This is a genomic window from Vibrio sp. 1978 (assembly GCF_033344345.1).
In genome coordinates, this window is sequence record NZ_JAWPOP010000237.1 from 1 (window position 1) to 892 (window position 892).

The window sequence follows — 892 nt, forward strand, 5'->3', positions numbered from 1 at the left end:
AGAACAGGTTGAAGCGATCATCAACTTGATCGTAGGCAGTGTGACGGCAATGAAGCCTGAGTTTGTTTCTGTCATTGACCAATATGGCCGATTGTTGAGTGCAGATGTTGCGTCAGCAGAAGCGGGCAAAGTAAACGCGAAGTATCTGGAATACCAAAAGAACGTTGAGAAGCAAATCATCCAACGTGCGGCAGACATGCTAACGCCGATTGTTGGCCCTAGTAACTTCCGCGTTCAAGTTGCAGCCGATATGGATTTCAGCCAAGTGGAAGAAACGCGAGAAATCCTTGATAACGCGCCAGTGGTTCGTAACGAACACACCGTTCAAAACAATTCGATTGACCAAATCGCGCTTGGCGTACCAGGTTCCCTCAGCAACCAGCCTCCAGTGACTGGTGAGGCGGCGACAAACGACAGCCAAAACACCAATGCGCGTTCTGAAGTGAATCGTCAATATGCGGTTGGCAGCAGCGTGCGCCGTACTCAGTACCAACAAGGTCAGATTGAGAAATTGAGCGTATCGGTTCTATTGAACTCAAAAGCATCGCCAGACGGCGTGGCTTGGAGCGATGCAGACAAAGCGCAAATCTCTACCATGATCACCGATGCCGTTGGCATTTCAGCCGCGCGAGGTGACAGCTTGAGCTTGATGAGCTTCAACTTCACACCGATTGATATCGACGCGCCAACAGCTCTGCCTTGGTGGCAAGACCCTACGGTTCAACAGCCATTACGTTACGTGATCGGTGGGATGTTGGGCTTGGCGATGATCTTCTTTGTGTTGCGTCCATTGATCATGCACCTAACCGGCGCAGACAAGCCAGTTCCTGAACTGAACTTTGCTGAGCCGCCACAAGAAGAGCCAGATTACGACAACTTGCAAACACGTGAA

Annotated in this window: 1 protein-coding gene; it reads left to right on the top strand. The window is 50.7% G+C overall.

The window, feature by feature from the left end:
• On the top strand, window positions 1–892 hold an 892-nt coding region (locus R8N49_RS25770), incomplete at both ends, for a flagellar M-ring protein FliF C-terminal domain-containing protein (RefSeq protein ID WP_318190289.1).